Origin of the sequence: Curtobacterium sp. MCPF17_050, assembly GCF_003224435.2 — a bacterium.
In the GTDB taxonomy this organism is placed as follows: Bacteria; Actinomycetota; Actinomycetes; order Actinomycetales; family Microbacteriaceae; genus Curtobacterium.
Map to the genome: position 1 here is coordinate 2,466,922 of NZ_CP126250.1, position 26,682 is coordinate 2,493,603.

At 70.2% G+C, this 26,682-nt stretch carries 24 protein-coding genes; 14 read left to right on the plus strand and 10 right to left on the minus strand.

Features of this window, described 5'->3' with window-relative positions; translation table 11 throughout:
* Positions 1 to 97 precede the first annotated feature (97 nt).
* On the plus strand, positions 98 to 1,627 hold the full coding sequence (gene mmsA, locus DEJ34_RS11740) for a multiple monosaccharide ABC transporter ATP-binding protein (RefSeq protein ID WP_375232113.1): 1,530 nt from the start codon (positions 98 to 100) through the stop codon (positions 1,625 to 1,627).
* Complete coding sequence (mmsB, locus tag DEJ34_RS11745) at positions 1,614 to 2,795, plus strand: multiple monosaccharide ABC transporter permease (protein ID WP_110824778.1); 1,182 nt, start codon at positions 1,614 to 1,616, stop codon at positions 2,793 to 2,795. The genes mmsA and mmsB overlap by 14 nt, the downstream gene beginning before the upstream one ends.
* An 87-nt stretch (positions 2,796 to 2,882) precedes the next feature.
* On the opposite strand, the gene DEJ34_RS11750 is transcribed toward mmsB, so the two are convergent.
* Positions 2,883 to 4,247, minus strand: coding sequence for an alpha-amylase family glycosyl hydrolase (locus DEJ34_RS11750; RefSeq protein WP_110911734.1), 1,365 nt, complete (start codon positions 4,245 to 4,247; stop codon positions 2,883 to 2,885).
* A gap of 179 nt (positions 4,248 to 4,426) precedes the next feature.
* Between DEJ34_RS11750 and DEJ34_RS11755 the strand changes: the two genes are divergently transcribed.
* Together DEJ34_RS11755 and DEJ34_RS11760 are read left to right on the plus strand one after the other, a co-directional pair.
* Positions 4,427 to 4,738, plus strand: a complete 312-nt coding sequence (locus tag DEJ34_RS11755) for a DUF3253 domain-containing protein (RefSeq protein ID WP_258368371.1) — start codon at positions 4,427 to 4,429, stop codon at positions 4,736 to 4,738.
* A 323-nt stretch (positions 4,739 to 5,061) separates the two neighbouring features.
* Positions 5,062 to 6,450, plus strand: coding sequence for an MFS transporter (locus DEJ34_RS11760; protein ID WP_502864198.1), 1,389 nt, complete (start codon positions 5,062 to 5,064; stop codon positions 6,448 to 6,450).
* A 227-nt stretch (positions 6,451 to 6,677) separates the two neighbouring features.
* Here DEJ34_RS11760 and DEJ34_RS11765 read toward each other — a convergent pair whose 3' ends face one another.
* Together DEJ34_RS11765 and DEJ34_RS11770 are read right to left on the minus strand one after the other, a co-directional pair.
* A complete protein-coding gene (locus DEJ34_RS11765) occupies positions 6,678 to 7,082 on the minus strand; it encodes a DUF6640 family protein (RefSeq protein ID WP_110911733.1) in 405 nt (134 codons plus the stop codon).
* A gap of 24 nt (positions 7,083 to 7,106) precedes the next feature.
* Positions 7,107 to 8,180: a spore photoproduct lyase family protein gene (locus DEJ34_RS11770; RefSeq protein ID WP_258368370.1), complete on the minus strand. Its 1,074-nt coding sequence runs from the start codon at positions 8,178 to 8,180 to the stop codon at positions 7,107 to 7,109.
* A gap of 62 nt (positions 8,181 to 8,242) precedes the next feature.
* Between DEJ34_RS11770 and DEJ34_RS11775 the strand changes: the two genes are divergently transcribed.
* Positions 8,243 to 8,551 (plus strand): biopolymer transporter Tol, encoded by a 309-nt coding sequence (locus DEJ34_RS11775; RefSeq protein ID WP_110911732.1) that lies wholly within the window; start codon positions 8,243 to 8,245, stop codon positions 8,549 to 8,551.
* Positions 8,552 to 8,797: 246 nt separating this feature from the next.
* On the plus strand, positions 8,798 to 9,103 hold the full coding sequence (locus tag DEJ34_RS11780; RefSeq protein ID WP_110911731.1) for a hypothetical protein: 306 nt from the start codon (positions 8,798 to 8,800) through the stop codon (positions 9,101 to 9,103).
* Between the two features lie 68 nt (positions 9,104 to 9,171).
* Here the strand turns inward: DEJ34_RS11780 and DEJ34_RS11785 are convergent, their stop codons facing one another.
* The 4 genes from DEJ34_RS11785 to DEJ34_RS11800 form a co-directional block, all read right to left on the minus strand.
* The gene (locus tag DEJ34_RS11785; protein WP_110911730.1) at positions 9,172 to 11,001 is read right to left on the minus strand and encodes a glycoside hydrolase family 35 protein; all 1,830 of its coding nucleotides are present in this window, start codon (positions 10,999 to 11,001) and stop codon (positions 9,172 to 9,174) included.
* A gap of 78 nt (positions 11,002 to 11,079) precedes the next feature.
* Positions 11,080 to 12,414 carry an ABC transporter substrate-binding protein gene (locus DEJ34_RS11790; RefSeq protein WP_110911729.1) on the minus strand — a complete coding sequence of 445 codons (1,335 nt, stop codon included), beginning with the start codon at positions 12,412 to 12,414 and terminating at the stop codon, positions 11,080 to 11,082.
* A 133-nt stretch (positions 12,415 to 12,547) separates the two neighbouring features.
* Entirely contained in the window at positions 12,548 to 13,510 is a 963-nt protein-coding gene (locus DEJ34_RS11795) for a carbohydrate ABC transporter permease (protein WP_110890150.1), read from the minus strand.
* Positions 13,507 to 14,457, minus strand: a complete 951-nt coding sequence (locus tag DEJ34_RS11800) for a carbohydrate ABC transporter permease (RefSeq protein ID WP_110890151.1) — start codon at positions 14,455 to 14,457, stop codon at positions 13,507 to 13,509. The genes DEJ34_RS11795 and DEJ34_RS11800 overlap by 4 nt, the downstream gene beginning before the upstream one ends.
* A gap of 292 nt (positions 14,458 to 14,749) precedes the next feature.
* On the opposite strand from DEJ34_RS11800, the gene DEJ34_RS11805 reads away from it, so the two are divergent.
* Positions 14,750 to 15,706 (plus strand): LacI family DNA-binding transcriptional regulator, encoded by a 957-nt coding sequence (locus DEJ34_RS11805; protein WP_284180729.1) that lies wholly within the window; start codon positions 14,750 to 14,752, stop codon positions 15,704 to 15,706.
* Positions 15,707 to 16,153: 447 nt separating this feature from the next.
* Here DEJ34_RS11805 and arfA read toward each other — a convergent pair whose 3' ends face one another.
* Positions 16,154 to 17,656, minus strand: coding sequence for an arabinosylfuranosidase ArfA (arfA, locus tag DEJ34_RS11810; RefSeq protein WP_110824792.1), 1,503 nt, complete (start codon positions 17,654 to 17,656; stop codon positions 16,154 to 16,156).
* Between the two features lie 234 nt (positions 17,657 to 17,890).
* Between arfA and DEJ34_RS11815 the strand changes: the two genes are divergently transcribed.
* From DEJ34_RS11815 to DEJ34_RS11825, 3 genes are read left to right on the plus strand one after another with little or no spacing between them, the layout of a single operon-like run.
* Positions 17,891 to 19,252: an extracellular solute-binding protein gene (locus tag DEJ34_RS11815; protein ID WP_110824793.1), complete on the plus strand. Its 1,362-nt coding sequence runs from the start codon at positions 17,891 to 17,893 to the stop codon at positions 19,250 to 19,252.
* Positions 19,253 to 19,297: 45 nt separating this feature from the next.
* The gene (locus DEJ34_RS11820; protein ID WP_110890153.1) at positions 19,298 to 20,263 is read left to right on the plus strand and encodes a carbohydrate ABC transporter permease; all 966 of its coding nucleotides are present in this window, start codon (positions 19,298 to 19,300) and stop codon (positions 20,261 to 20,263) included.
* A gap of 1 nt (position 20,264) precedes the next feature.
* Positions 20,265 to 21,179 (plus strand): carbohydrate ABC transporter permease, encoded by a 915-nt coding sequence (locus tag DEJ34_RS11825; RefSeq protein ID WP_110824795.1) that lies wholly within the window; start codon positions 20,265 to 20,267, stop codon positions 21,177 to 21,179.
* An 87-nt stretch (positions 21,180 to 21,266) separates the two neighbouring features.
* Here the strand turns inward: DEJ34_RS11825 and DEJ34_RS11830 are convergent, their stop codons facing one another.
* Together DEJ34_RS11830 and DEJ34_RS11835 are read right to left on the minus strand one after the other, a co-directional pair.
* Positions 21,267 to 21,653, minus strand: coding sequence for a VOC family protein (locus DEJ34_RS11830; protein ID WP_110890154.1), 387 nt, complete (start codon positions 21,651 to 21,653; stop codon positions 21,267 to 21,269).
* A gap of 22 nt (positions 21,654 to 21,675) precedes the next feature.
* Positions 21,676 to 22,500 (minus strand): siderophore-interacting protein, encoded by an 825-nt coding sequence (locus DEJ34_RS11835; RefSeq protein ID WP_110901447.1) that lies wholly within the window; start codon positions 22,498 to 22,500, stop codon positions 21,676 to 21,678.
* 28 nt (positions 22,501 to 22,528) lie between these two features.
* Here DEJ34_RS11835 and DEJ34_RS11840 point away from each other — a divergent pair, with 28 nt between their 5' ends.
* The 4 genes from DEJ34_RS11840 to DEJ34_RS11855 are packed head-to-tail and all read left to right on the plus strand — an operon-like array spanning position 22,529 to position 26,620.
* On the plus strand, positions 22,529 to 23,608 hold the full coding sequence (locus tag DEJ34_RS11840; protein ID WP_258365907.1) for a FecCD family ABC transporter permease: 1,080 nt from the start codon (positions 22,529 to 22,531) through the stop codon (positions 23,606 to 23,608).
* Positions 23,605 to 24,699, plus strand: a complete 1,095-nt coding sequence (locus DEJ34_RS11845) for a FecCD family ABC transporter permease (protein ID WP_258368368.1) — start codon at positions 23,605 to 23,607, stop codon at positions 24,697 to 24,699. The genes DEJ34_RS11840 and DEJ34_RS11845 overlap by 4 nt, the downstream gene beginning before the upstream one ends.
* Positions 24,696 to 25,547 carry an ABC transporter ATP-binding protein gene (locus tag DEJ34_RS11850; RefSeq protein WP_110911727.1) on the plus strand — a complete coding sequence of 284 codons (852 nt, stop codon included), beginning with the start codon at positions 24,696 to 24,698 and terminating at the stop codon, positions 25,545 to 25,547. Before DEJ34_RS11845 ends, DEJ34_RS11850 begins: the two co-directional genes overlap by 4 nt.
* Before the next feature lie 56 nt (positions 25,548 to 25,603).
* Positions 25,604 to 26,620 (plus strand): ABC transporter substrate-binding protein, encoded by a 1,017-nt coding sequence (locus DEJ34_RS11855; protein WP_110911726.1) that lies wholly within the window; start codon positions 25,604 to 25,606, stop codon positions 26,618 to 26,620.
* Positions 26,621 to 26,682: the final 62 nt, after the last annotated feature.

The following is a 26,682-nucleotide window of genomic DNA, read 5'->3' on the forward strand; positions in this document are numbered from 1 at the left end:
GCCGGGCTGGCACCGGGCCTCCCGCCCGTCCCCACCCACTCGCGCGCCGTGCCGGCGCCCAACGGAAGGCGGTCCCGTGGCGGACACCATCCTCGAGATGCGCGACATCACCAAGACGTTCCCCGGCGTCAAGGCCCTGCAGAACGTCTCGCTCCAGGTCGAACGGGGCCAGGTCCACGCGATCTGCGGTGAGAACGGCGCGGGCAAGTCCACGCTCATGAAGGTCCTGTCCGGCGTCTACCCGGCCGGCAGCTTCGACGGCGAGATCCTGCTCGACGGGAAGCCCGTCTCCTTCTCGACCATCAACGACTCCGAGGACGCCGGCGTCGTCATCATCCACCAGGAGCTCGCATTGAGCCCCTACCTGTCGATCGCCGAGAACATCTTCCTCGGCAACGAGCGCGCCAAGGGCGGCTTCATCGACTGGAACAAGACGAACCTCGAGGCCGCGGCGCTCCTGAAGCGCGTCGGCCTCAAGGACAACCCGATCACCAAGATCACGGACATCGGCGTCGGCAAGCAGCAGCTCGTCGAGATCGCGAAGGCACTGTCGAAGGAGGTCAAGCTCCTCATCCTCGACGAGCCGACCGCCGCGCTGAACGACGACGACTCCGCGCACCTGCTCGAGCTCATCCGCTCGCTGCAGGCCGAGGGCATGACGGCGATCATCATCAGCCACAAGCTCAACGAGATCAAGGCGATCGCGGACAAGGTCACGATCATCCGTGACGGCCAGACCATCGAGACCCTCGACATGCACGCCGGCGAGGTCTCCGAGGACCGCATCATCCGCGGCATGGTCGGACGCGACCTCTCCACCCGCTACCCGGAGCACGAGTCGAAGATCGGCGAAGAGCTCCTGCGCATCGAGGACTGGACCGTCCACCACCCCCTCGACGCCTCCCGCGAGATCATCCACCAGGCGAACCTCACCGTCCGCGCCGGCGAGATCGTCGGGATCGCCGGGCTGATGGGCGCCGGCCGCACCGAGCTGGCGATGAGCGTCTTCGGGCACTCGTACGGCACCGGGATCAGCGGCACCGTGTACAAGCGCGGCACCCCGATCAAGACGAACACGGTCACCGCCGCGATCGACAACGGCCTGGCCTACGCGACCGAGGACCGGAAGCGCTACGGCCTCAACCTAATCGACGACATCAAGCGGAACGTCTCCGGCTCGGCACTCGGCAAGCTCGCCAAGTGGGGCTTCGTGAACGGCTCCGAGGAGACGACCGTCGCGCGCCAGTTCCTCAAGAACATGAACATCAAGGCGCCGACCGTGAACGCGGTGACCGGCAAGCTCTCCGGCGGGAACCAGCAGAAGGTCGTCCTGTCGAAGTGGATGTACTCCGACCCGGACGTGCTCATCCTCGACGAGCCGACCCGCGGCATCGACGTCGGCGCGAAGTACGAGATCTACACGATCATCAACGCGCTCGCGGACCAGGGGAAGGGGATCATCGTCATCTCCTCCGAACTCCCCGAACTGCTCGGCATCTGCGACCGCATTTACACGCTCTCCGAGGGCACCATCACCGCCGACGTCCCGCGCTCCGAGGCGTCGCCGGAAGTCCTCATGCAGTACATGACCCAGGAACGGGAGACCCCAGTCAATGAACGCGCTTAAGTCCGCCGCCAGCTACCTCACCGGGCAGCTCCGACAGATCGGCCTGTTCATCGCGCTGATCGTCATCGTCATCTTCTTCCAGGTGACGACGAACGGCATCACGCTGGCCCCGATCAACGTCTCGAACCTGATCGTTCAGAACAGCTACATCCTGATCCTCGCGATCGGCATGGTGATGGTGATCATCGCCGGCCACATCGACCTCTCCGTCGGTTCGGTCGTCGCGTTCACCGGTGCCATGGCCGGCGTGATGATCACGCAGTGGGGCATCCCCTGGCCGGTCGCCGTCGTCCTCTGCCTGGTCCTCGGCGCCCTGGTCGGCGCGTGGCAGGGCTTCTGGATCGCCTACTTCGGGATCCCGGCGTTCATCGTGACCCTGGCGGGCATGCTCGCCTTCCGCGGTGCCGCGCAGATCGCCCTGCAGAACCAGCAGATCTCGCCCTTCCCGGACGGCTTCCGCTCGCTCGGCTCCGGCTTCCTGCCGTCCTTCGGCACCTCGGGCTACGAGCCGCTCACGATGATCCTCGGCCTCGCCGCCGCCGCGATCCTCGTCATCACCGGCTTCCGTGGTCGTGCGACCCGTCGCAAGTACCAGCTCGAGGACGAGCCGTTCGCATGGTTCATCACCAAGATGGCGTTCACCGTCGCGCTGGTCATCTTCATCGCGCTGCTGCTCGCCAGCTACAACGGCACCCCGATCGTCCTCGTGATCCTCGGCGTCCTGGTCATCGCGTACTCGATGGTCATGCGCAGCGCGGTCTTCGGTCGTCACATCTACGCGATCGGCGGCAACCCGCTGGCCGCACAGCTGTCGGGTGTCAAGACGAAGCGCGTCACGTTCCTGCTGTTCGTGAACATGGGTGTCATCTCTGCCCTCGCCGGCGTCGTCTTCACCGGCCAGCTCAACCTCGCCTCGCCGAGCGCGGGCAACGGCTTCGAGCTCGACGCCATCGCGGCCGTGTTCATCGGTGGCGCTGCCGTCACCGGTGGCATCGGTACGGTCCCGGGCGCGATCGTCGGTGGTCTCATCATCGGTCTGCTCAACAACGGCATGTCGATCCTCGGTGTCGGTTCCGAGTTCCAGCAGCTCATCAAGGGCCTGGTGCTCCTCGCCGCCGTCGCGTTCGACGTCTTCAACAAGCGCCGCGCGGCCTCCGCTCGGAAGTAGCACCCGCGGTTCCTCCCCGAAAGCGACAGATCTCCGTGGAAGTTCCACGGGGATCTGTCGCTTTCGCGTTGCCGTCCCGGCGGCGGGTCAGGCGGTCAGGACCGCCCAGGCGCCGGCCGGGAGGCGCAGCCCGCCCTCCGACAGGTCGGCCCGGCCCGCCTCGACGCGCGTCGCGTCGGCCGCGGGCAGCACCACCGGGTCGGGTGAGAGGTTCAGGGCGGTGACCACGGCCTCCCGGTCGGTCGCGGTCCGGAGGACCAGCGTCTCGTTCGTCAGGTGCACCACGTCCGTGTGCGCGCGGTGCAGCCACGGGTGCCGACGCCGGAGGGCGACGAGCGCCTGGTGCGCGTGCACCAGCTCGGCAGCGGTCCCGCTCGGCTCCGGCGGAGTCGCCGGGAAGGCGGGGCGGACGGCGTCGTCCCCGCCCTCGCGCTGCTCCTTGACGCCGGTCCAGCCGAACTCGTCGCCCGCGTACACCGACGGCGTGCCGGCGACGGTGAAGAGCACCGCGACGGCGTGGCCGACGAACCCCTCCCCCACCGCGCTCGCGATCCGGGTGACGTCGTGGTTGCCGACGAACGTGCTCGGGGCGGAGGTCGCGAGCAACTCATCATGCCGCTCGATCGCGTGCGCCAGTTCGAAGCAGTTCCGGTCCGCGATGCCGTGCCAGATGCCCTGCCACAGCTCGTACTGGGTGGTCGAGTCCATCGTCGACTCCCGGACGATCGCCGCGGTGTCGCCGTGGATGACCTCGCCCGAGAACCAGGCGCCCGGGAACCGCTCGCGCACGCGGGGCAGCACCCGGGCCCAGAACGCCGGCAACACCGCGTAGGCCGCGTCGAGCCGCCAGCCGTCGATGCCACGCTCCAACCAGTGCGTCATGACCGCGACGACGAGGTCCTCGGTCTGCTGCGACGCGTGGTCGAGTGCGACGAGGATGTCGTGCCCCTCGAACGACCCGACCGGTACCGGCTGCCCCGGCTGCCAGCCCGACCAGTCGACGGCGAACAGGCCCGCGGTGTCGGCGTCCGGTCCCGCGGTCTCGAGCTGGCGGAACGCCGGGTGCTCACGGCCGACGTGGTTGAAGACGCCGTCGAGCAGCACGCGGATCCCCCGCTCGCGCGCAGCGGCCACCAGGCGGTCGAAGTCCGCGTCGTCGCCGAGTCGGGGGTCGATCCGGAAGTGGTCGACCGTGTCGTAGCCGTGCGACGAGCTCGCGAAGACCGGGCCGAGCAGCAGTCCGTTCAGACCGAGGTCCACCACGTGCTCGAGCCAGCCCTCCAGGTGCCCGAGCCGGTGCTCCACGGGACGTGCGTCGACCGTGGTGTCGGGCCGGACCTCCGCACCGACGAAGCCGAGCGGGTAGACGTGCCACCACATGACGTGCTCGACCCAGGCGGGCTCGATCGGCCTCGTCGCGGCGGCGGGGTTCGGCTCGGCTGCTGTGTCCATCCATGCATGCTGCCAGGCGGCCCTGGCCAGGACCGTGGACCGGGGTACCGCCAGCCTGGAAGCGCGTCGGTGGCCGGGACGATCATGGGCGCATGGGACGAGCCATCCGGACCGAGGACGACGCACGCCGATTCGAGGCCGCGCACGCGGAACGGACGTGTGCGTCCTGCGGTCGGCGCATGCCCGACAGCGCCGGCCCGGACACCAAGTGGTGCTCCGACGCGTGCCGACGCCACGGGCTCGACGACACGGACCGGACCCTCGAGCACACGATCGACGCGCTGCTCGACGCCCGCGCGCTGACCTCGAGCATCTGCCCGTCGGATGCCGCCCGTGTCGTCGGCGGTGAGGACTGGCGCGACCTCATGGAACCCGCGCGTCGCGCCGCCCGGCGGATGGTCGCACGTGGCGAGGTCGAGATCACCCAGGGCGGGAACGTCGTCGACCCGTCGACCGCGAAGGGCCCGATCCGGATCCGCCGTCCGCGCTGAGGCCGTGGTGCCGCCGGTGGCGAAGGGTCGAGCACGCCGCCGCCGAGTCTGTCCTTCCGCTCAGGGAGAGGTAGGGTTCCCACGGCGGGAGCGTCGTGAACGAGATCGAGATCACTGCCGATCCGAGCTCGATCGTTGCCTGCGTCTCCGACTCCTCGGCGTGCAACCACCTCCAGCCTGCGGACTGCGTGCGTGAGTACCACTTCCGATCCGGCTGGCTGCTGTCGAGGGGCGAGGGGCGAGGGCGCGACGCTGCGCCCGCCAGTGACCGACACTCCCCCGACGGATCAGGACCAATGACACATCCTCGAACACAGACCGACGTGGCGACACGCAAGGGCCTCACCGCCTTCCTCGCTGCACCACCCCCGGCAGCCCGACTCGACGCAGCGACGGTCGCCCGGCGCTACCCGCGCCTGCGACTGCAGGTCTTCATCGGCATCTTCATCGGCTACGCCGCCTACTACCTCATCCGCAACAACGTGCCGCTCGTCGCGACGATCCTCCGCGACGAGAACGGGTTCAGCACCGTCGGCCTCGGTGTCATCACGAACGGCGTGCTGCTCGCGTACGGCGTCAGCAAGTTCCTCAGCGCAATCGTCAGCGACCGCAGCAGTGCGCGCTGGTTCCTGCCGATCGGGCTCGTGCTGTCCGCGATCGCGAACCTGTTCATCGCCTTCGTCCCGGCGGTCGGCGCGTCCGTCGCGTTCTTCGCCGTCGTGATGATCTTCAACGGGTTCTTCCAGGGCATGGGGTGGCCGCCCAGCGGGCGTACCCTCGTGCACTGGTTCTCGACGTCGGAGCGCGGAAGCAAGACGGCGATCTGGAACGTCGCGCACAACGTCGGCGGCGCCGGGGCCGGCGGCCTCGCGGGTCTCGGCCTCGCGTGGTTCGGCGGATGGCAGAGCGTCTTCTGGTTCCCCGCCATCGTCTGCCTCGTGATCGCCGTGGTGGCCTTCGTGCTGCTCCGGGACACACCGGAGTCCGAGGGCCTGCCGCCCATCGAGGAGTACCGGAACGACCCGGCACCGGTCGAGACCGATGCCGCTGACGACGGCGCGTCCACCTGGACGACCCTGCGCCGCTACGTCCTCACGAACGGCACGATGGTGAAGCTCGCCCTCGCCAACGTGTTCGTCTACACGCTCCGCTACGGCGTGCTCGTGTGGGCGCCGGTCTACCTGGCCGAGGTCCGTGGTGCCAGCCTCGGTGAAGGCATCGCCGGGTTCTCACTGTTCGAACTCGCCGGCATCCCAGGCACGCTGCTCTGCGGCTACATCAGCGACAAGGTGTTCCGCGGGCGACGGTCGCCGACCGGCATCCTGTTCATGGCCGCCGTCGGTGTCGCACTCGCGGTGTACTGGCTGTCCCCGGTGGAGGGCCCGCTCGGGGTCTCGCTCGCGATGCTCGTCCTCATCGGCGGCCTCATCTACGGGCCGGTCATGCTCATCGGGCTGCAGGCGCTCGACCTCAGCCCGCGCTCCGTCGCCGGCACCGCCGCCGGGTTCACCGGCCTGTTCGGCTACGTCCTGGGCGCCACCCTGGCGTCGACCGGTGTGGGCCTCTCGGTCCACGCGTTCGGGTGGGACGTGACGTTCGCGTTGATCCTCGGCTGCGTCGTGGTCGCGATCGTCCTGCTCTTCTTCGTCGGCAAGGACGAACGCGCGCTCGCTGCGCGCAAGCTCGAGCGGGAGCAGCAGCGCAGCGCCTGACGATGAGGAAGTCAGCTCAGCTCTCGGTCGCCACCGTCCGAGAGCTGAGCTCTTCTTCGCCGCGACGGCAGGGGGCGATGTCGAGCATCGGACCGCAAGCCCGCTCCTGCCGACGTCGGTCTGCGCGAGGACACGGAGGGGCGTCGGCGCGGGTCGGCCCGACGAGCGTGGCGAGCGTGGCGAGCGTGGCGAGCGGATCGGTGAGCTGCATCGGTCTCGTGTGCGGGTCAGGGACGCCGACGGGCGAGCAGTGTCCCCACGGCGACGAGCGCGAGGCAGGCGGTGATCGGGACGCGCTGGTCGCCCTTGACGTCGCGGTACTGCACTCCGGGATCGGCCAGCGCCGTGCCGGGGAAGGCGAGGCTCGTCACCTGTGTCACCCAGTAGGTCGAGGCGATGCTGCTCGCGAGACCGACGTCACGCACCGCGGGACGCAGGCGCCACACGGTGAGGCCGGCCAACGCCACCGCGAGTGACATCGTCTGCGCGTTGTGGAACTTGGCGTGCGGCGGCCAGGCCGGGTTCTTCACGTGGGTTTCGTTGTAGTCGAAGACGAAGGCGCCCACGGGGGCGGCGACCGCAGCGACGCCGATGCAGATCCGCCCGGCCAGTTCGCGCGCAGAGAGTGTCATGACGCCAGCCTGCCCGGGACCGGATCAGAAGGCGTAGCGGATGCGGCAGGCGGGCAGGTTCTCGTCGACGAGCTGGCGGAAGCGCTCGATGTGCCGCGCCTTCATCGCCGCGCGGTACCGGATGTTCACGGCACCGTTCTGGGACAGCTTCTGCTCCTGCAGGTCCGGACGCCAGAGCAGGTCCTCCGCCTTCGGGTGCCAGCCGAGGTTCACCTCGTGCAGCTGCTCGTTGTGGGTGAGGAAGATCACCTCGGCCGCGAGCTGCGCCTTCGCAGCCGGGGAGAGCACGTCATCGACCTCCCGCAGCAGTGCGGCCCAGTCGGCCTCCCACGTCGGCGTCAGGATGACGGGCGAGAAGTTCAGGTGGACCTCGTACCCGGCCTCGACGAAGTCGTTCACGGCCGCCAGTCGTTCGGCGATCGGTGACGTCCGGATGTCGGTCACCTTCGCCGTCTCGTGTGGCATGAGCGAGAAGCGGATGCGGGTGCGCCCCATCGGGTCCCAGTCGAGCAGGTCGCGGTTGACGTACTTCGTCGCGAACGAGGCCTTCGCCGTCGGTGTCATCCGGAACAGGTCGCAGAGGTCGCGGACGTTGTCACTGAGCATGGCGTCCACCGAACAGTCGCTGTTCTCGCCGATGTCGTACACCCACGCGTCGGGGTCGCACTGGTTCGGCTCGGTCTTCTGCCCCTGCTTCTGGATGTTGCGAGCGAGGTGCTTGGTGATCTGCTCGATGTTGGCGAAGACGGTGACCGGGTTGCTGTAGCCCTTGCGACGCGGCACGTAGCAGTACGCGCACGCCATCGCGCACCCGTTCGCGGTCGACGGGGCGATGAAGTCCGCCGAGCGGCCGTTCGGCCTCGTGACGAGGGACTTCTTCACGCCGAGGACGAGCGCCTCGGTCTTGATCCGCACCCAGCGGGAGACGTTCCGCTCGTCGCCGTGCACCTCGGGGATCTGCCAGTGCGACGCGACGGGCACGATCTCGGCGTCCGGCCACTGCCGGACGATCTCCTGCCCACGTGGCAGTTCGAGGGCAGTGTCCTCGGCGTAGATGCGCTTGACGTCGAGCAGGGGGCGCATGCGGGACTCGGTCATCACCCACCGTTCTACCGGTCACCACCGACACCTCCGGAGGTGGCTCGTGCAGACTCGACGGCATGACCGCCGGCGTGGAGGACGACCACTACTTCGTCGTGGACGGACGGCGCTGGCGACGGACCGACCCGGCCCTCCCCGAGGACGTCGCCGCACGCCTCCGGTCCCACCTCGGCCGTGGTCGCAACGCCGTGAAGCAGGCGAGACGGGCCGGCGACGAGGACGCGGTCGCAGCTGCCCGTCACCGCAACGGGCTCGCCAAGCACGGCCTCGGGGAACGCGGCCCGGAGTGGTGGACCCGACCGGAGTCCGAGCGGCTCGCCCAGGCCGAGCAGGCCCTCGCGGACCTCGACGGTCTCGACGAGCAGTAGCGCCTGTCGCGCCGAGGTCGCACGAACCGCCGCTCCGAGCCAGCCGACCCGGCAGCTCGTGCAACTCCGGCGGCCGACCGACGGCACGTTGCGCGACCCGGGCGGCGGACCCGGCACCGCCTCCGATGCTGCCGTCAGCCGAACGGCGGACGACACGTCCCGTTTCCCCACCTTCCGGATGAGGTGCGAGAGATCCTCGCAGCCGTAAGCTCATCGCGGCGAGGACGCCGAGAACGAGGGGGAACCATGAACGAGATCGTCACGCACACGGGCGCGCTGGTGGGGCTGCGCACCGGGACGACCACCACCGAGGGGCCGACGGGGACGCGGGTCGGCGTCCTGCTGGAGCTGTGCTCCGAGGACAGCGCGGGCGTCCGCCGCCCGTGGGAGTTGCTGGTCACACCGGCCCAGGCGGCCGCGCTCGTCGAGGCCGAGCGGACCGAGCCCGGCGTGCTCGTCCGGTTCGCCGGCGAACGGCTGGGTGAGCGCGGTGGGGTGCCGCTCGTGCGCGTCGGGCGGATCGCGGTGCTCGTGCCCGAACCGACCTGCTGACCGCACGACCACGATCGAACGGCCCCGGACATCCGCCGGGGCCGTTCGTCGTCGCGGGACCCGTTCGGTCAGGCCTCGGTGTGCCCGAGCTCCGGCTCGACGCACATGCAGACCGTGCGCGATGCCGCGGCGTGCACCTCGAGGACGACGACCTCGTTCCGCCCGGCCCGGAGCACCGGACCGGGGACGGCGAGGGTGCCCTGCGGGCCGCGCGACCAGTAGCGGCCGAGGCAGAAGCCGTTCACCCACGCCACGCCCTTCCGGAAGCCGTTCAGGGCGAGGTACCGGTCGAGCGTGGCCCCGCTCGCGGGGAGGTCGAACGTGCCGGAGGCGAACGCCGGCCCGGCGAGGGTCTCCCCCGCGGACGCCGGTGCTCCGCGGAGCACTGCGACGGCTGCGTCCGGCAGCGGATCGAGTGCGAGCGGCGACACCGTCCAGTGCGTGAGGACGTCGTCGTCGACGCGCACCGCGCCGACGAGGCCCTTCGGCTCGCCGATGCGGGGACCGTAGTCGACCCTCCCCTGGTCCTCCACGAGCAGTTCCAGGAGGCCCGTGACCGGCGGCAGGGCGATGGCACGGTCGTGGTGCTCGCGCTCGAGGACGCCGACCGGACGTCCGGCGAGGCTGACGAGCACACGGTCCCGGACCTCCTCCGTGACCGTGAGGACGCCGCCCTCGGGCAGGTCGACCTCGGTCCGGTACAGGACGAATCCGGAGGCGGCGCCGAGCTCGTCGAAGGTCGGCGGCGTCTCGTGCGTGGTCCAGGACGTGATCGTCGGCAGGAGGCCGGCGAGCGGTACGACGCGGTCGAGGCGGACGGCAACGTCCCCGGCGGGGGCGGGTCGGGCCTCCCGTCCGTCGTCGTGCATCGCGAGCCGACCGGACCCGCCGGGCTGCATCGTCGGCGGCAGCTCCGGCACGGGCGCGTAGCGCGCGATGACCTGACGGAAGGCGTGGAACTTGTCGGTCGGACGGCCGGCCTCGTCGAGCGGGGCGTCGTAGTCGTAGGACGTGGCGATGGGCCGGTACACGCCCTTGTCGTTCGCGCCGTTGGTGAAGCCGAAGTTGGTCCCGCCGTGGAACATGTAGATGTTCACGGAGCCACCCGCGGCGAGCAGGACGTCGAGGTCCTCGGCGCTGGCTGCCGCCGGCGTGGTGTGGTGGTGCTCACCCCAGCTGTCGAACCACCCGTCCCAGAACTCGGAACACATCAGCGGACCGGTGGGCTGCGCCTGACGGAGGCGGGCGAGCCGCTCGGCGGACCGGGAGCCGAACGACCCGGTCTTGTGGAGGGACGGGAGCGACCCGTCCTCGAGCATGGCGTCCATCGGCTGGTCGACGCTCGTGAACGGCACGGTGAGCCCGATGTCCCGGTGCATGCGCTCGAGCTTCTGCAGGTACACGGGATCGGATCCGTACGCGCCGTACTCGTTCTCGACCTGCACGAGCACGATCGGTCCGCCGGCGTCGATCTGTCGTGGCACGAGGATCGGCGCGAGGGCGTCGAGGTACCGCCCGACGGCGGCCAGGAACTGCGGCTCGTCGCGGCGGATCCCGACGGTGCCGTCGGTGAACAGCCAGAACGGCAGCCCACCGTTCGTCCACTCGGCGCAGATGTACGGCCCGGGGCGGACGACGGCGTGCATGCCCTCGGCCGCGACGAGGTCGAGGAAGCGGCCGAGGTCGAGACCGCCGGTGAAGTCGAAGGTGCCCGGCGTCGCCTCGTGCGCGTTCCACGCGACGTAGGTCTCGACGGTGTTGAGGCCCATGAGCTTGGCCTTGCGGATCCGGTCCGCCCACAGGTCGGGGTGGACGCGGAAGTAGTGGATCGCGCCGGAGAGCACGCGGTGCGGCTGCCCGTCGAGCAGGAAGTCGGTGTCGCCGATGGCGAAGCGCATCTCGCGCCTTTCTGGGTGGGGGCGGCAGGGGGACGCGGCCGTGCGGGATGCCCGCACGGCCGCGTCGGTGGGGTGCTGCTACTTGGTGGAGACCGTGAAGCCCTGGTCCTTGCCGTACTTCACGAGCGCGTCCTGCCAGGCCTCGAGACCCGACTCGAGCGACGTGCCCTTCTCGTACGACTGGCCGACGGTGTCGGCGTAGACGCTGTTCGCGTACACCTGGTACGGCAGGTAGGCGAAGTCGTTGTCCGAGGACTTCGACGCGTCGACGAGCACCTTGTTGATCTGCTGGCCGCCGAAGTACTCCGGCTTCTCCTCCAGGAACGCCGACGACTCGAGGTCTGCGGTGGTCGACGGGAACCCGCCGGACTCCATGAAGATCCCCGTGGACTCCTTCGACGAGTTCAGCCACTTGAGGAAGCCGGCAGCGAGAGCCGGGTTCTCGGACTGCTCCATGACGACCTGGGCGCTGCCGCCGTTGTTCGCGGTCTGCGCGGGGCCACCGTCGTAGGTCGGCATCGGTGCCACGCGCCAGTCACCCTTCGCGTCGGCGACGCTGGCCTCGAGGTTGCCGGGCATCCAGGCGCCGGTGATCATCGTGGCGATCTGGCCGTTGCCGAGCTGCTTGTACCAGTCGTCGGTCCAGCCGACGGTCTTCGCGACGAGACCCTGCTCGACGAGCTGGTCCCAGGTCTCGGTCCACTTCTTCGTGCCCTCGTCCTGCAGGTTGATCGTGACCTTGTCACCGTCGGTGGTGAACGGGGTGCCGCCGGCCTGGGCGATCATGCTCGTGGTGAAGCCCGCGTCGCCGGAGTCCGCGGCCAGGTACTTCTCGGGGTCGGCCTCGTGCAGCTTCTTCGCCGCCGCGACGTACTCGTCCCACGTCTTCGGCACCTCGATGCCGTACTCGTCGAACACCTTCTTGTTGTAGAACATGGCCATGGGGCCGGAGTCCTGGGGCAGGCCGTAGACCTTGCCGTCCATCGACACCGAGTTCCAGGTGCTCGCGGCGAACTTGTCCTCCAGGTCGCCGAACCCGTACGAGCTCAGGTCGAGGAGCGACTCGGACAGGGCGAACTGCGGCAGTGCGTAGTACTCGACCTGGGCGACGTCGGGGGCACCCGAGCCGGCCTTCACGGTGTTCTGCAGCTTCGTGTACTGGTCGGCACCGGTACCGGCGTTGACGAGCTTGACCTTCACCTTCGGGTAGGCCTTCTCGAACGCGGCGACCTGGTCCTTCGCGGACGGCGTCCACGACCAGTAGGTCAGCGTGCCGCCCTCGTCGAGTGCCGTCGCGATGTCGTCGGACGAGCCGCCGGAGCCGGAGCCGCCGGACGAGCAGGCCGCGAGGGCCATGGCGGCGGTGACGCCGATGGCGAGGGCGCTGAGCCCGCGCCGGAGACGCTTCTGCATGGTGGTGCCTTTCACTTCGTTGTGGAGAACTGCTGCGGAATGCGGGGGTGGTGCGGGGTGCGGCGCGGTCCGTGGCGGACTCGTGCCGGGCCTCCCGGCCGGTCCGGCGTGCGGACCGGGGACGGGTGGCGGGTCAGGCCTTGACGGACCCGGCCGCGAGACCGGACTGCCAGAAGCGCTGGAGGAAGAGGAACGCGACCACGATCGGGATGATCGTGAGGAGCGAACCGGTGACGACGAGGTTGTAGATCGGCTCCGCGCCGGACCCGGTGGCCTGCGCGTTCCACTGGTTCAGGCCGACGGTCAGCGGGTACCACTTCGGGTCGCTCAGCATGATGAGCGGCAGGAAGTAGTTGTTCCAGGTCGCGACGACCGCGAAGAGCAGGACCGTCACGACACCGGGAGCGAGGAGCTTCAGCGCGATCGTGAAGAAGATCCGGAACTCCCCCGCTCCGTCCATGCGGGCGGCCTCGATGAGTTCGGTGGGGATCGCCTCGACCGCGTAGGTCCAGATCAGGTACATGCCGAACGGGCTGATGAGCGACGGCAGGATGATCGCCCAGGGGGTGTTCGTCAGGCCGACCTGCGAGAAGAGCAGGAAGGTGGGGACGGCGAGCGCGGTGCCCGGGACGGCGATCGCACCGAGGACGATCGCGAACACGGCGCGACGACCCGGGAACTGGAACTTCGCCATGCCGTACCCGGCGACGGTCGCGAGCAGCGTCGCTCCACCGGCCCCGACGACCACGTAGAGCAGCGTGTTGCCGAGCCACTGGACGAAGATGCCGTCGTTGTAGGTGAGGGTGTCGACGATGTTCTGCCAGAGGTGGAAGTCCCCGCCGAACCACAGGCCGAACGTCGACAGCAGCGACGCCTGCGTCTTCGTGCTGTTGACGAGCAGGTAGAACAGCGGCGCGAACGAGTACACGACGAAGACGACCATGACCGCGGTGAGCAGGCCGGAGCGCTTCACCTTGCGTCCGTCGACGGGCTGCGCCGCCTTCCGGGAGGCTCGGGTGCGTCGCTCACGTGGGTCGCGCTGCGTCGTGGTCGCCTCGGTGACGGTGAGGGGTGCGGGACCCTGCAGGGTGCTCATCGGTTCTCCTGTCGAGTGCCGCGGACCTGCACGACGTAGGCGATGACGGCGGTGATGACGCCCATGACGATCGCGACGGTGGCGGAGTAGTTGAACTGCTGCCCGCTGAAGGACAGCGAGTAGGCGTACATGTTCGGGGTGAAGGCGCTGCCGATGACGTTCGGGGCGAGCGTCTTGAGCAGGTTCGGCTCGTTGAAGAGCTGGAAGCTGCCGATGATCGAGAAGATCGTGGCGATGACCATCGGGCCGCGCAGGGCCGGGAGCTTGATCGAGAAGACCGTGCGCATCGGGCCCGCGCCGTCGAGTTCGGCAGCCTCGTACAGCTCACCGGGGACGGTGCGGAGGGCCGCGTAGAAGATCAGCATGTTGTAGCCGAGGAACTCCCACGTGACGACGTTGCCGATCGACGTGAGGACCCAGGTCGGGCTGAACGGCTGGAGCAGGTCGATGCCGATCGCGTCGTTCGCCGCACCGGTGAGGCCGAACTGGTTGCCGTAGATGAAGCCCCAGATGAGCGCCGCGACGACGCCCGGGACCGCGTAGGGCAGGAACACCGCGATGCGGAAGAACCCGGTGCCCCAGAGCCGCGCACTGTCGAGCGCGAGGGCGGCGACGAGGGCGAGGCCGAGCATGATCGGCACCTGCACGACGAGGAAGACTGCGACCCGGCCGAAGCCGGACCAGAACTTGGCGTCCTGGAAGAGCTGGACGTAGTTGGCGAACCACACGAACTGGTTGCCGCCGATGAGCTGGTCGCGGAACAGGCTGAGCCAGAGCGCGTACCCGATCGGGACGATGAGCATGAGGACGAGGACGGCGACGAACGGGCCGACGAAGAGCCAGCCGGTCATGCGGCCCCGGGGCTTCCCACGGCGACGCGGGGCGGGAGCAGTGCCCTCGCTCCGTCGCGGCGCGGCCTCGGGGCTCCGCGCGGTGAGCGTGCTCATGTGACTCCTTCGTCGTGTCCTGCGAGCCGTCGATGTGCCGGTCGGTCGTCCGGTGGAGAGCACGACTCCGTGCTGCCTGGACCGACCGATGTTGACGTCAACATCGAACGAGGTGACCATAGCATGGCAACGTCAACATGCACTAGCGTTCGCAGCACCGGTCGCGTACGGACGCCGACCTCGGCCGTCCGCACGAAGGGGGCGCGTGACCATCTCGACCACCACCGACCCGGCGGCCTCCCCCCGTCGGGCGCCGTCGCTCTCCGCCGTGGCCGAGGCCGCCGGGGTCTCCATGCAGACCGTGTCCCGCGTGGCCCGCGGCTTCGACAACGTCAGCCCCGAGACCCGGACACGCGTCCAGCAGGCGATGGCCGAGCTCGGATACCGCCCGAACCGCGCTGCCCGCGCCCTGCGCTCCGGACGCTTCCGGACCATCGGCGTGATCATGTTCACGATGGCGTCCTTCGGCAACATGCGCACGCTCGAGGCCATCGCCGAGGCCGCGGGTGCCGCCGACTTCACGATCACCCTGCTGCCGATGGCCTCCCGGACCGAGGAGGGCGTCCGCAGCGCCTTCTCACGCCTGCACGAACAGGCGGTCGACGGCGTCGTCATCATCATCGAGTCGCACGTCATCGACACCGCCGAGGTCGCCCTGCCCGACGGCGTGCCCATGGTGGTCGTCGACTCGACCGGCACCACCGAGCACCCGGCCATCGACACCGACCAGGCCGACGGCGCCCGGCTCGCCACGCAGCACCTGCTCGACCTCGGGCACGACACCGTCTGGCACGTCTCCGGGCCGGCGTCGTCGTACTCGGCCGCACGGCGCCAGGCAGCGTGGGCGGCGACGTTGACGGCCGCCGGGCGGACGGTCCCCCCGGTGTTCGAGGGCGACTGGAACACCTCCTCCGGCTACCGCGCGGGCGTGTCGATCGCGGCCCGTCCCGAGATCACGGCGGTCTTCGCGGCGAACGACCAGACCGCGCTCGGGGTGCTCCGCGCCTGCCACGAACTCGGTCGTCCGGTGCCGTCGACGCTGAGCGTGGTGGGGTTCGACGACTCCCCCGAGTCCGACTCGTTCTGGCCGCCGCTCACCACCGTGCACCAGTCCTTCGACGAGGTCGGGCGCCGCGCGGTCGCCACCCTGCTCAGGCAGATCGAGGGTGGCGCCGCCACCGCGGCGACGGACCTCGTGCCGGTGCGGCTCGTCGAGCGCGCGAGCACCGCGGCGCCGCCCGCGCGCTGAGCGCCGGGCCGCCGGGGCGCCGGCGCGCTCGAGGCCGCCTTCGCGCTGAGCGACACGACTCGCGGCTGCGGCCGCGAACGGTGTCGCTGAGCGCGAGTCGTGCACGGCCCAGCCGTGCCACGGCGCGGACGGCGGACGACGGACGGGACGCGGTCTGCACGTGCCGCGCCGTCCCGCCCAGCCGAGCTTCGCCGGACGGGAGGCGCGGGGCGGGCCCGGCGCGCGCCTCCCGGCCGGCCCGGCATGGGCCTCGCCCGCGCACCGTTCGCGGTGAATGACACCGTTCGGGGCAGCAGCCGCGAACGGTGTCGCTCAGCGCGAATGTCCCCCCCCCCCCCCCCCCGGCCAAACCGGCCGTCCGCCGGACACGAGGAACGCCGGGCCCCGCGGGGACCCGGCGTCCTCTGCTCACTCGGTGCCCGCCGCACGCAGCGTGCACCGAGGCGCTCAACCGATCGAGATCGCCGTCCAGGACACGGGCGGGAGCTCGATCGTGATCGTGTCGCCCTCGCGGCGGACGGACTCATTCGTCTTCAGGCCGACGCGGGCGGTGTCCGTCAGGTCGTTCACGGCGTGCAGGTCGTCGTCCCAGATGCCCTCGGCGTGCACGTCGCCCTCGACCGACAGGCCGGCGAGGTCGATCGTCACCGTGGTGCTCTCGGTCTGGTGGCGGTTGACGAGGAACACCGCGGCGCGGCCGTCCTCGACGGTGGCGGCCGAGTCGACGACGGGCACGGTGCCGTGCTTGCCGCCGTCGACCGTGTCGCCCGACGCGACCACGTTCAGCGACGTGCCGTGGGCCAGGCGCGACGTCACCGAGAACGGGAAGAACGTGGTCTGACGCCAGGCCTCGCCCCCGGGCTCGGTCATGATCGGGCCGATGACGTTGACGAGCTGCGCGATCGACGCGGAGGCGACGCGGTCGGCGTGGCGGAGGAGCGAGATGAGCAGCCCGCCGAGCACGACGGCGTCGGCGACCGTGTAGACGTCCTCGAGCAGGCGCGGGGCGACCGGCCAGTCCTCGAGCGTGAAGGTCTTCGCCTTCTCCTCCCACTTCGTGATCGACCAGACGTTCCACTCGTCGAACGAGATGTCGATGCGCTTGTCGGACTTCTTGTGCGCCTGCACGTGGTCCGCCGCGGTCGTGACCGTCTTGATGAAGTGGTCCATGTTGGCGCCGGACGCCAGGAACGAGGTGAGGTCGTCGTCCTCCTCGTAGTACGCGTGCGCCGAGATGTAGTCGACGTCCTCGTACGCGTGCTCGAGGACGGTGCGCTCCCACTCGCCGAACGTGGGCATCGACGCGCCCGACGACCCGCACGCCACCAGTTCCAGACCGGGCTGGATCTGCCGCATGGCCTTGGCGGTCATCGCCGCGAGCTTGCCGTAGTCCTCGGCGTTCTTGTGGCCGAGCTGCCACGGTCCGTCCATCTCGTTGCCGAGGCACCACATCGTGATGCCGAACGGCTCGTCCTTGCCGTTCGCCCGGCGCTGCTCGGACAGGGCCGTCCCGCCGGGGATGTTCGCGTACTCGAGGAGTTCGATCGCCTCGGCGGTGCCGCGGGTGCCGAGGTTCACCGCGAGCATCAGCTCGGAGCCGACCGAGTCGAGCCACTGCTGGAACTCGTGCAGGCCGACCTCGTTCGTCTCGGTCGAGTGCCAGGCCAGGTCGAGCCGGCGGGGACGCTGGTCGACGGGGCCGACGCCGTCCTCCCACTTGTAGCCAGAGACGAAGTTGCCGCCGGGGTAGCGGATGGTCGTGACGCCGAGCTCCTTGACCAGCTCGATGACGTCCTTCCGGAAGCCGTGCTCGTCGGCCGACTCGTGCGCGGGCTCGTGGATGCCGTCGTAGACGTGCCGCCCGAGGTGCTCGACGAACCCGCCGAACAGTCGGCGCCGCACCGGGCCCACCGTGAACGCGGAGTCGAGGACGAGGTGTGTGCGGGGCATGGATGATCTCCTTCGATCAGGCTGTGCGTCGAGCAGTTGTGTTCCGCGGCGTCACGGAAGTGAGCGCTCACCTGAGGGAAACGCTATCGGGTGTCGACACGGGACGGAAGGGCTGGCGCGCCCGACGGCGCGGCGCTAACGTGAGCGCTCACGGGGCACCGACGCCCCGAGAACGGGACAGCACTCCTCCCCTGGATGACGTCCCGCTTCGGCCCGTCCCGATGGAGTGATGCCATGCCGAACCGTCCCGTCCCGCCACCCCGCGGGTCCGCGTTCACCCGCAGGAGCCTGCTCGCCGCCGGAGCCGCGGCGGCCACCGTGCTGCCGCTGGCCGCCTGCGCGAGCCCCCTCTCCGCCGGGCTCGCCGGAACCCCGCTCGCCCCCGAGACGCTCGTCTTCTGGAACCTGTTCGGTGGCGGTGACGGCGTCCGCATGAAGACCATGGAGGACGGGTACGCGAAGCAGCACGGCGGCTCCTCCGCCCTGCAGGCGACGACGTTCGCGTGGGGCAACCCGTACTACTCGAAGGTCACACTGGCGACCGTCGGGAACAAGCCGCCGGACGTCGCGATCGCGCACCTGACCCGCGCGAAGCCGCTCTGGGACGGCGACCTGCTCGACCCGATCACGGCCGACGACCTGGCGAGCGTGGGCCTCAAGGCGAGCGACTTCAACCAGAAGGCCTGGACGGCGCAGAAGACCGACGGCAACAACATCGCGATCCCGCTCGACACGCACCCGTTCGTGCTGTTCTACAACGTCGACGTCTGCCGCAAGGCCGGTCTGCTCGACAGCGACGACCAGCTCACGAACCTGGACGGGATGGAGAACTTCGAGCGTGCCCTCGCCGCGGTGTCGAAGGTCACCGGCGGCAACGCGCTGAACGTCGCGAACGTCGTGCCCGAGACCGCGACCCCGTGGCGCTTCTTCTGGACGATGTACAACCAGATCGAGGGCGCGACGCCGTTCATCAGCGACGGCGGCGCGAAGCTCACCGTCAACGAGGACGCCTACAACGAGGTCACCAGCCGCACCCAGAAGTGGGTGAAGGAAGGGTGGCTCAACAAGGCCCTCGACTACGCCACCGCGCAGTCGCTCATGTTCGACGGCAAGGCCGGCTTCTTCATGCAGGGTGAGTGGGAGATCAGCACCGCCCAGTCGATCAAGGGGCTCGAGTTCGGCATGGCGCCGATCCCGCAGCTGTACGACAAGCCCGCCACGCAGGCCGACGCGCACACCTTCATCCTGCCGAAGAAGGACCGCACGCCCGAGCAGCGCAAGCAGCACATGCTCTTCATCAAGCAGATGCTCGAGCAGAGCCTGACCTGGGCCGAGGGCGGCCACGTCCCCGCGTACATGCCGACCTTCGACAGCACCGCGTACAAGGAGCTCACCCCGCAGTCGAACTACGCCGCCGCGGCCGAGACGGCGGTCTTCGACGACGCCGCCTGGTACGGCGGGTCCGGGTCGACCTTCGAGGGCACCGTCGGCGCCCAGCTCGCGCTCGTGCAGCAGGGCAGCTCGAGCCCGGCCCAGGCACTCCGCGCCATCAAGAGCCAACTGGCGACCTACCTCAACACCCCGAGCCCCCTGTGACCAGGCGCGCGAACACCGTGAACACCCCGCGAAAGGCACGATGACGTGACCACAGCACCAGTCCTCGACCGCCCCACGGATGCGGCCACTGCACCACGGCGGCTCCGCTCACACCGGACCAGCATCACCAGCGGCCAGGGCCGCAGCGGGTGGCTGTTCCTCGCCCCCTTCGGCCTGTTCTACGTGGCCTTCCTGCTCGGCCCGACGATCTGGATGATCGTCACGAGCTTCTTCAACACCTCGACCGTGCGCACCGGGCTCGGCAGCTTCGCCGGGTTCGCGAACTACGCCGAGATGCTCGGGCGGAGCGACTTCTGGTCGTCGCTCTGGCACACGCTCCAGTTCACCCTGTACACGACCCCGCCGCTGGTGATCCTGGCGTTCGTCTTCGCCGTGCTGACGAACCGGATGAACAAGGGGCAGTGGTTCTTCCGCCTGGCGTTCTTCCTGCCGTTCATCCTGCCCTCGGCGACGATCTCCCTCATCTGGGTGTTCATCTTCACGCCGAGCACCGGCCTGTGGGCGAGCCTGCAGACCGCACTCGGCATGACCCCGGGCTCGGGCATGCTCTCCAGCCCGAACACGGCGATGATCGGCGTCGCGATCGCGACCGTCTGGTGGACGCTGGGCTTCAACTTCGTGCTGTACCTGGCCGGCCTGCAGGAGATCCCGCGCGAGCTGTACGAAGCGGCCGCGGTCGACGGTGCCTCGAACTGGCAGCAGATCAAGTCCATCACGCTGCCGCTGCTCGGCCGCACCACGACGCTCGTCATCCTGCTGCAGATCATCGCGTCCCTGAAGATCTTCGACCAGGTCTACCTGATGACGAACGGCGGCCCGGGCATCTCGACCCAGGTCTCGCTGCAGCTCATCACCGGCGTCGGCTTCACCGACAACCGACTCGGCGCGGCGTCCGCGGCGTCCGTCCTCCTGTTCATCGTGATCGTCGCGATCGCGGTCATCCGGCAGCTCGTCGAGCGCGCTGCCGCCAAGCGTGAGATCGGGGCCTGAGATGACCACCACCGAGAGCATCACCACCGGCCGTGCCAAGCTCCGTACCGGTGTCTCCTCGGCCGCCCCGACGAGCGCCGCCAAGATCGGTGTCTCCGGCAGGGGCTTCACCATCGCCTCCGGCGTCGTCCTGACGGTCTTCGCGATCATCTGGCTCATCCCGAGCCTGTTCGCGCTGAAGACGTCCCTCTCCGACAACGGGGTGGCCGCGCTCGGCGCCGGCAAGATCCTGTCGGACTGGAACCCGACGGTGCACTCGTACTCGTCCCTGTTCCAGTCCGGCGACATCTGGAACTGGTACCTCGCAAGCGGCATCACGAGCGTCATCACCGCGGTGCTCACGGTGCTGTTCGCCTCGATGGCGGCCTTCGCGCTGTCCCGGCTCGTGTTCCGCGGCCGCAACGTGGCGTTCCTGCTCATCATCCTGGGCATCATGATCCCGACGCAGGTCCTGATCATCCCGATCTTCCAGGAGCTCAACGCGGTCGGCCTGCTGAACACCTACTGGTCGGTGATCTTCCCGCAGGTCCCGGCGGTGATCGCGGTGTTCATCTTCAAGCAGTTCTTCGACGGCATCCCGAAGGAGCTCGAGGAGGCGGCACGCATCGACGGTGCCGGCATCTGGAAGGTCTACTGGTCGGTCATCCTGCCGCTGTCGCGTCCGGTGATCGCCGCGGTGACGATCCTGACCTTCGTCGGGGTGTGGAACAACCTGCTGCTGCCCCTGTTCGTGCTGTCGAACCCGGACCTCATGACGATCCCGGTCGGGCTCGCCACGGTCCAGGGCAGCTTCGGCCAGCGGTACGCCGACATCCAGGCGGGCGCGCTCCTCGCGGCGCTGCCGCTCATCATCCTCTACCTGGTCTTCCAGCGGCAGATCGTGGAGGGCGTCACGGGCTCCGGCCTGAAGGGCTGACCCGGCCCGGACCGTGGTCCGGACCGCATGACGGACGGGAGGCTCCCCACCAGCCGGTGGGGAGCCTCCCGTCCGTCGTGGGTGGTCTCAGGCGGAGGCGAGCGGAGCGAGCCGCGTGCGCAACAGGCAGAACTCGTTGCCCTCGGGGTCCTGCAGCACGTGCCACGATTCGTCGCCCGTCTGCCCGACGTCGGCCGGACGGGCACCGAGTGCGAGGAGCCGCTCGAGTTCCGCGTCCTGGTCGCGGTCGACCGGGTTGACGTCGAGGTGCAGGCGCAGCGGCTGGGTCTTCGCGTGCGGCACGCGGGAGAGGATGATCGTGGGCGCAGCACCGCCGAAGCCGGACGCCGGGCCGATCTCGATGCCGTCCTCGTCCGCGCCGAGTTCGACGTAGCCGAGGACGGCGCACCAGAAGCGCGACAGCGCCTCGGGGTCGTCGCAGTTGAGGACCAGTTCGCTCAGGCGGCAGCTCATGGCGCGAGGATACGCGCGCCGCTCAGGCCGGGACGGGCATCCGTGCGTCGTGCTTCCAGAAGCCGGAGAACGTGATCCGCGACTTGGGCAGCCCGGCGCGGTGCAGGTGGCGGCGGCCCTCGGTGGCGAGTCGGGACTCCCCCACGACGAAGGCGTAGCCGCGGTCGTCGCAGGGCACGTGCCGCTGCAGTTCGGCGAGCGCCGCACGACCGGGCACCGCGGTGGCGTCGCCGCGCACGAGCCACGTCACGGTGACCCCGGCGGGGGCGTCGAGGTCGCGGACGTCGTCCGCGGTCGGGACCTCCTGGATGATGCGGCCGACGGCGTCGCGCGGGAGCGAGCGGGCGATGCCGACGACGGCGGGCAGGCCGGTCTCCTCGGCGGCGATGACGACCTCGCTGGCGTCGTCGGGGCAGTCGAAGATGCAGCCCTGGTCGAGCAGGGCGAGTTCGTCACCGGGTCGGGCGCTGCAGGCCCAGATCGCCGCGCGGCCCTCGAGTCCGCCGTCCTGGTCGGTGTGCACGACGAAGTCGATGTCCATCTCGCCGAGCTCCGGCCGGTGTCCGGCGACGGTGTAGTTGGCGCAGTGCGGTCGCGACTCCTCGGGGATGCGGAGGTACTGCGGCCACCACGTGGCGCCGTCGAGCTCGGGCATCCGGAAGGCGTCCTGCTCGGGGCGCTGCAGGAACAGGCGGAACCAGTGGTCGAAGCCGAGGAACGGGAAGTCGCGGATCTCGTCGCTCGCGATGGTGACGCGGTGGACCGACGGGGTGTGCCGTTCGGTACGGACGACCCGCGCCCGGAACAGCCGCGGGTTCTCGGGCATCAGCCTCGGGATCTTCGCCATGAGGGAAGGCTAACCTAATATGGCTCCCGTGCCACCCCCTCCCCTCGCCGTCCGAACCGCGCCCGCTGCCCCTCCCGGAGCGGTGATCGGTGCCACCGGCGTCCACCGGCGGACGGCTCGTCGTCGGGTCGGCGTCCTGCTCGGGCTGGCGGTGCTGGTGCTCGGCGCAGCGGTCGCGAGCATGCTCCTCGGCAGCAACCACATCGGCGTGGACCGGGTGCTCGCCGGCCTCACCCGCAGCGGCTCGGGCACCGACGAGGCCGTCGTCTGGGGCTCCCGCATCCCCCGCACGCTGATCGGCGCGAGCGTCGGCGCCGCGCTCGGGATCGCCGGGCTCCTCATGCAGGGGCACACGCGGAACCCGCTCGCCGACCCCGGGCTGTTCGGCGTCTCCGCCGGCGCCGGCCTCGCCGTCGTGCTCGGCGTGTACGTCTTCGGTGTCACGAGCACCGGCGCCTCGGTCTGGTTCGCCCTGGTCGGCGCACTGGTCGCCAGCGTCGTCGTCTTCTCCGTCACGGTCGCCGGCAGCGGGACCGCGAGCCCCGTCCCCCTCGCCCTGGCCGGCGCCGCGGTGTCCGCGCTGCTCGGCGCCCTGACCTCGTTCATCGTCCTCACCGACCAGGAGTCCCTCGACGCGTACCGGCTCTGGGTCGTCGGGTCACTGTCCGGCCGACAGCTCGACGTCCTGCAGGCCGCGTGGCCGTTCATGGCCGTCGGACTCGTGCTCGCGATCTGGAACACCCGCGCCCTCGACGCGCTCGGCCTCGGCTCGGAGCTCGCGAAGGGACTCGGGGAGGACCTGCTCACCGCCCGGCTCGTCGGCCTCGGTGGCATCACGCTCCTCGCCGCGGGCGCGACGGCAGCCGCCGGTCCGGTCGCGTTCGTCGGGCTGACCGTCCCGCACGTCGCCCGGGCCGTCGTCGGCACCGGCCACCGCTGGACCCTGCCCGCCTCGGCGCTGCTCGGTGCCGCGCTCGTCCTGCTCGCCGACGTCGTGGGCCGACTCGTGGGCGGGTTCGCCGAGGTCGAGGTCGGGATCGTGCTCGCCGTCATCGGCGGACCGGTGTTCGTCGCCGTCGCACGCCGTCGATCGCTGGTGTCCCTGTGAGTGCGGCGACCACGACCGCGCCCGCCGCGACACCGGCCGGGGCCCGGAAGGGCATCCGCATCGGGCCGATCGGGCTCGCCTGGCGTCCGCGGGTCCTCACCACCTCGGTCGTCGCCGTGGTCGCCGCCCTGCTGCTCGTCGTGCTCGGCGTCGCGATCGGCTCGACCTTCATCGCACCGGGCACGGTCGTGCGGGCGCTGCTCGGACTCGAGTCCGGGCCGGAGTCGTTCATCGTGACGACCCTGCGCCTCCCCCGCGTCCTGACCGGGGCCCTCGTCGGCGTGACCCTGGCGGTCGCCGGAGCCCTGACGCAGACCTTCACGCGCAACCCGCTCGGGACGCCGGACATCATCGGCGTGACCTCGGGCGCGAGCGTCGGCGCCGTGGCCGCGGTCGTCCTCGGCGGGGGCAGCTACTCGGTGAGCGCCCTGGTCCTCGGCGGCGGCATCCCCGTCGCCGCCACGATCGGGGCGCTCGTCGCCGCCACGGTCGTCTACGGCCTGGGCTGGCGTGGCGGGGTGCAGAGCCACCGCCTGATCCTCGTCGGCATCGGGGCGAGCGCGACGCTCGACGCGGTCACGAGCTACCTGCTCGTCCGCGCGAAGATCACCCAGGCGACCGCGGCCTCGCAGTGGCTCGTCGGCAGTCTCTCGAGCACGTCGTGGACGACCGTGTGGCCGCTCCTCGTCATCGCCGCGGTCGGCGTCCCGATCGCGCTCGCCACGTCGGCGGCGCTCGGGATCGGGCAGCTCGGGGACGAGGTCGCCACCGGCGTCGGCCTCGGCGTGCAGCGGCACCGGCTGCTCGTCATCGGCCTGGCGGTCGTCCTCACGGCCGCGGCGGTCGCTGCCGCGGGCCCGGTCGGGTTCGTCGCGTTCGTCGTGCCGCAGATCGCCGTGCGTCTGGCCGGGACGAACCGTCCGCCGCTGCTGCTGTCGGCGGCCCTCGGCGCGGTGCTCGTGCTCGGCGCGGACTTGCTCGCCCGGTCGGCGTTCCCCTGGCAGGTGCCCGTCGGCATCGTCACCACCGTGATCGGCGCCCCGTACCTGATCTGGCTCCTCATCCGTCACCGCAAGGAGATGTCCCGATGACCACGACGACCCCGCCGGCCCCCGCGGCCGTGACCACGCCGGACCGCGTGCACGCCGGACCCGTCCTGGAGGCCCGTGGCCTGTCCGTCGGGTACGACAAGCACCCGGTGCTCCGCGACCTCGACCTGGCGGTGGAGCGGGGCACGGTGACGACGTTCCTCGGCGCGAACGGCTGCGGCAAGTCGACGCTCCTCAAGGCGCTCGGCCGCGTGCTCAAGCCCCAGTCCGGCGAGGTGCTGCTCGACGGTGCGCCGATCCGGAAGGAGGCGAACCGGGCGGTCGCGCGGAAGCTCGCGATCCTCCCGCAGTCGCCCCTCGCGCCCGCCGGGACGAGCGTGCTCGACCTCGTGATGCGCGGCCGGAACCCGCACCAGTCGTGGGCCCGACCCTGGACCGCCGAGGACGCCGCCGTGGCGGAGGACGCCATCGCCGCGACCGGTCTGACCGAGGTCGCCCACCGCGACGTCGCGAGCCTGTCCGGCGGGCAGCGGCAGCGCGCTTGGATCGCGCTCGTCCTGGCGCAGCGGGCGGACACGCTCCTGCTCGACGAACCCACCACCTACCTCGACCTCGCGCACCAGCTCGACGTGTTGCGTCTGGTGCGTCGGATCAACCGGGAGCAGGGCGCCACGGTCGTCATGGTGCTGCACGACCTCACGCTGGCCGCCCGCTACTCCGACCGCCTCGTGGTGCTCCACGACGGCGGGGTCGTCGCCGACGGGTCCCCGGTGGACGTCCTCACGCCGGCACTGCTCGAGCGGGCGTTCGGGCTGCACGCGCGGGTCGTCCCGGACCCGGTGACCGGCTCGCCGATGGTCGTGCCGGAGGCGGACGGGCACGCGGACTGAGGCGGAGGGCGACCCGGACTGGTGCGGAACTCCTGGTTAGGTTAGGCTCACCTAACGTGAACACTCCCCGCCGCGGCTCCGTTCGTGCCGCCCTCCTGACCGCCGTCACCGCGACGGCCCTCATCCTCACCGGGTGCTCCGGCACCGGTGCCTCCGACGACACCGGCAACGACGCGAAGGCGTCGTCCGGGGCCTGGTCGTACGAGGACGCCATGGGCACGACGGTGAAGGTCGACCACACGCCGGAGCGCGTCGTGGTCCTGAACGACATCGCGATCTCGTTCATCGAGTACGGCCTCCGCCCCGTCGGCACCTTCGGCCAGCTCCCGATGGCGAAGGACGCCCGCTTCGACGACCTCGATCAGGACGGCATCACGCAGCTCGGCACCGCGTACGGCGACATCGACCTCGAGCAGCTCGCCGCGCTGAAGCCCGACCTCGTCGTGACCTCGGTCTACCCGACCGACGCGGAGGGCACGCTCGACGCCTCGCAGCCGGCCTACGGCTTCAAGGACAAGGAGCAGCAGGAGCAGGTCGAGGCGATCGCCCCCGTCGCGACGGTCAAGTGGGGCGGCAAGGGCCTCGACGTCATCGAGGACATCGCCGACCTCGCCGAGGACCTCGGCGCCGACGAGTCCGCCGTGGAGTCCGCGGAGCAGCAGTTCGACACGGCGAAGGAGACCCTCCGGACCGCGTCCGAGGAGAGCGGCCTGTCCGTCGTCTCGATGTACGCCGACGGTGACGGCGCCTACGTCACCCGCCCGTCCGACGAGCCCACGCTGCAGATGTGGAGCGACTTCGGCGTCGACCTGGTGACCCCGAAGCCGAAGGGCTTCTACTGGGGCATCTACAGCTGGGAGAACGCGGGCCAGATCTCGGCCGACGTCATCCTGCTGTCGCAGCAGGGCTACCAGGTGGCCGACCTCGAGAAGCAGCCCACGTTCGCCGACGACCCGGCCCTGCAGGCCGGTCAGGTGCACAGCTTCACATTCCCGGCGCTCGACTACGCCTCACAGGCCGACTACATGACGAAGCTCGCCGGCTGGCTCGACGACAGCGAGCCGGTCGCCTGAGCCGCCCCACGACCACGGACGGGAGGCCCGCCACCAGAAGGTGCGGTGGGGACCTCCCGTCC

What these genes read in the sequence shown, in the direction of transcription:
- mmsA (WP_375232113.1), top strand. Translation starts at nt 98, where the DNA reads ATGCGCGACATCACCAAGACGTTCCCCGGCGTCAAGGCCCTGCAGAAC.
- mmsB (WP_110824778.1), top strand. Translation starts at nt 1,614, where the DNA reads ATGAACGCGCTTAAGTCCGCCGCCAGCTACCTCACCGGGCAGCTCCGA.
- DEJ34_RS11750 (WP_110911734.1), bottom strand. Translation starts at nt 4,247, where the DNA reads ATGGACACAGCAGCCGAGCCGAACCCCGCCGCCGCGACGAGGCCGATC.
- DEJ34_RS11755 (WP_258368371.1), top strand. Translation starts at nt 4,427, where the DNA reads ATGCCCGACAGCGCCGGCCCGGACACCAAGTGGTGCTCCGACGCGTGC.
- DEJ34_RS11765 (WP_110911733.1), bottom strand. Translation starts at nt 7,082, where the DNA reads ATGACACTCTCTGCGCGCGAACTGGCCGGGCGGATCTGCATCGGCGTC.
- DEJ34_RS11770 (WP_258368370.1), bottom strand. Translation starts at nt 8,180, where the DNA reads ATGACCGAGTCCCGCATGCGCCCCCTGCTCGACGTCAAGCGCATCTAC.
- DEJ34_RS11775 (WP_110911732.1), top strand. Translation starts at nt 8,243, where the DNA reads ATGACCGCCGGCGTGGAGGACGACCACTACTTCGTCGTGGACGGACGG.
- DEJ34_RS11780 (WP_110911731.1), top strand. Translation starts at nt 8,798, where the DNA reads ATGAACGAGATCGTCACGCACACGGGCGCGCTGGTGGGGCTGCGCACC.
- DEJ34_RS11785 (WP_110911730.1), bottom strand. Translation starts at nt 11,001, where the DNA reads ATGCGCTTCGCCATCGGCGACACCGACTTCCTGCTCGACGGGCAGCCG.
- DEJ34_RS11790 (WP_110911729.1), bottom strand. Translation starts at nt 12,414, where the DNA reads ATGCAGAAGCGTCTCCGGCGCGGGCTCAGCGCCCTCGCCATCGGCGTC.
- DEJ34_RS11795 (WP_110890150.1), bottom strand. Translation starts at nt 13,510, where the DNA reads ATGAGCACCCTGCAGGGTCCCGCACCCCTCACCGTCACCGAGGCGACC.
- DEJ34_RS11800 (WP_110890151.1), bottom strand. Translation starts at nt 14,457, where the DNA reads ATGAGCACGCTCACCGCGCGGAGCCCCGAGGCCGCGCCGCGACGGAGC.
- DEJ34_RS11805 (WP_284180729.1), top strand. Translation starts at nt 14,750, where the DNA reads ATGCAGACCGTGTCCCGCGTGGCCCGCGGCTTCGACAACGTCAGCCCC.
- arfA (WP_110824792.1), bottom strand. Translation starts at nt 17,656, where the DNA reads ATGCCCCGCACACACCTCGTCCTCGACTCCGCGTTCACGGTGGGCCCG.
- DEJ34_RS11815 (WP_110824793.1), top strand. Translation starts at nt 17,891, where the DNA reads ATGCCGAACCGTCCCGTCCCGCCACCCCGCGGGTCCGCGTTCACCCGC.
- DEJ34_RS11825 (WP_110824795.1), top strand. Translation starts at nt 20,265, where the DNA reads ATGACCACCACCGAGAGCATCACCACCGGCCGTGCCAAGCTCCGTACC.
- DEJ34_RS11830 (WP_110890154.1), bottom strand. Translation starts at nt 21,653, where the DNA reads ATGAGCTGCCGCCTGAGCGAACTGGTCCTCAACTGCGACGACCCCGAG.
- DEJ34_RS11835 (WP_110901447.1), bottom strand. Translation starts at nt 22,500, where the DNA reads ATGGCGAAGATCCCGAGGCTGATGCCCGAGAACCCGCGGCTGTTCCGG.
- DEJ34_RS11850 (WP_110911727.1), top strand. Translation starts at nt 24,696, where the DNA reads ATGACCACGACGACCCCGCCGGCCCCCGCGGCCGTGACCACGCCGGAC.